General features: G+C 68.9%; 1 protein-coding gene. It reads left to right on the top strand.

Translation table 11 applies throughout. From position 1 onward, the window contains the following. Nucleotides 1-269: 269 nt before the first annotated feature. On the top strand, nt 270-2,246 hold a 1,977-nt coding region (locus FJ251_15610; GenBank protein MBM4119130.1), incomplete at its 3' end, for a hypothetical protein.

Consider the following 2,246-nt stretch of genomic DNA (forward strand, 5'->3'; position numbering starts at 1 on the left):
CCCGCCTCGCGCCGCTTCGAAGGCGCTCGGCAGAAGGCCTGCCGGTGGCCCGGCGGCAGCTGCGCTTGCCGGCAGCTCTGCCTCGCCGGTCTCCCGCCGCGGGACCACCCGCGCGGCAGCTCCGCCTCGCCACGCCCGCCGCGGGTCCGGATTCGCCTGGCCGGCGCCAGATTGCCGCTTTGTGACCCCTGTCGCCAGTGTGCTACAATGAGGCGTTATCCCGGCCTTCCTTTCCACTTGCCAGCAGGTCAGGTGTCCGCCTGCCTCCGATGCCTGCCGTCGAGTCGGCACCTCAGCGAAGGAGTGCACCCATGAGATCTCGGATAATCGGGAATCCCGCCGGGGCCCTGTTCGTCGCCGCAGCCCTGCTGCTCGCGGCCGGCAGCGCCCTGGCCTTCACGCCGGTCAGCCAGAACGATCTCTACGAGATCCGCCTGCCGGCCTACAACACCCTGGGCGCGCAGAGCTACGGCCGCGACGTCGGCATGCTGCAGACGGCGCAGGCCCTGGAGGCCCGCTACGGCGGCCGCTGGAGCGTCTACGCCTGGAACAACCTGAGCAACACGCCCCGCCACGCTTACGGCACGAGCGTGCAACTCGCGGGCGCCGTGAGCGGCCCAGCCGGCCTCGAAACCCTGGCGCGCCAGGTGATCGCGGCCAACGCCGACGTGCTGCGTGCGGACAACGCGAATCTGCGCCTGGAGTCCACCCCGCACGCCCTCGGCAAGTGGGTGGCGCACTTCCAGCAGACCTTCGGCGGCATCGACGTCGAAGGCGCCCAGGTGCGCGTGGCGATCAGCGACACGGGCAAGCTGCTCCTGATGGGCTCGGACTACCACCGCGCCATCGACCTGTCGACGGCGCCGAACCTCGGCGCGGCGGCGGCGGAAGCGATCGCCATCCAGGCCCTGCCCTTCGATCCGGCGACGGACAGCGTCACCGAGAAGCCCCGCCTGCTCGTGCTGCCCGTTGCGATCGGCGACAGCGAGGTCGAGTACCACCTCGTCTGGCGCCTGACGGTGAAGACCTACGAGCCCTTCGGCAAGTGGGTGACGGACGTCGACGCCCACAGCGGCGACATCCTCCAGCGCCTGAACGACGTCCACTTCGCCTACGGCGGGTCCACCCAGGTGGAGGCCCAGGTCTACGGCTACTGCGACGGCTCGACGATCACGACGATGCCCTACCTGACGATCAACGTGAGCGGCATCGGCAGCACGAACAGCGACGCGGCCGGCAACTGGACGATCGCCGGCACCGGCGGGGCGCGCACGGTCACCGCGGCGTTGACCGGGCCCTACGTCCGCGTCTTCAATCAGAACGGCGCCGAGGCCGCCTTCAGCGGCACCGCGCTGGAGAACGTGCCGCTGACGGTCAGCTTCCTCGACGCGAACGCGCGCCAGGACGAGCGGGACACCTTCGATGCCGTCAACGACATCCACGACTTCTTCGATCTGTTCGACTCGACCTTCGGCTACACCAACACCTACATCAACGCCTACGTGAACCGCACGGACGGCTACTGCCCGGGCAACGCCTGGTGGGACGGCACGATCAACTTCTGTGCGGCCGGCGGCGGCTACGGGAACACGGGCGAGATGCAGCAGGTCGTCCACCACGAGTTCGGCCACGGCGTCCAGAATGCCATCCTCGGTGGCCAGGGCAGCGAGGGCCTGGGCGAGGGCAACAGCGACATCCTCGGCAACCTGATCACGCAGGATCCGATCATCGGCCGCGGCTTCTACGTGGGCAACTGCGTGAGCGGCATCCGCAACTCGGACAACAACCTGCAGTACCCGGCCGACGTGGTCGGTCAGCCGATCCACTACGCCGGCCAGGTGATCGCGGGCTTCAACTGGGACGCGATGGTGTTGCTGCAGGATCTCTACGGCGGTGGCAGCTGGAATTCTCCGGGCACGGTCGAGAGCGCCGAGCGCTGGCACTTCGGGCGCGTGCTGCTGCACCCGAACACCCAGCCGGACCAGGTCTTCGCCACCTTCTTCGCCGACGACGACAACGACAACATGGACGACGGCACGCCGCACCATGAGATCTTCTGCGAGGCCGCCACCAACCACGGCTTCGACTGCCCCGAGGTGCTGGTCGGCGTCTTCGTCTACCACATGTCGCGGCCCTACTCGGGCAACCAGAACATCGGCTACCCGGTGATCGGCCAGGCCGTCTCCCTGGGCGGCGGCGCCATCGTGGCCGGCAGCGTGCAGCTGCACTATCGCGTCAACGGCGGC

The organism is bacterium, from assembly GCA_016873475.1.
Classification (GTDB): domain Bacteria; phylum Krumholzibacteriota; class Krumholzibacteriia; order JACNKJ01; family JACNKJ01; genus VGXI01.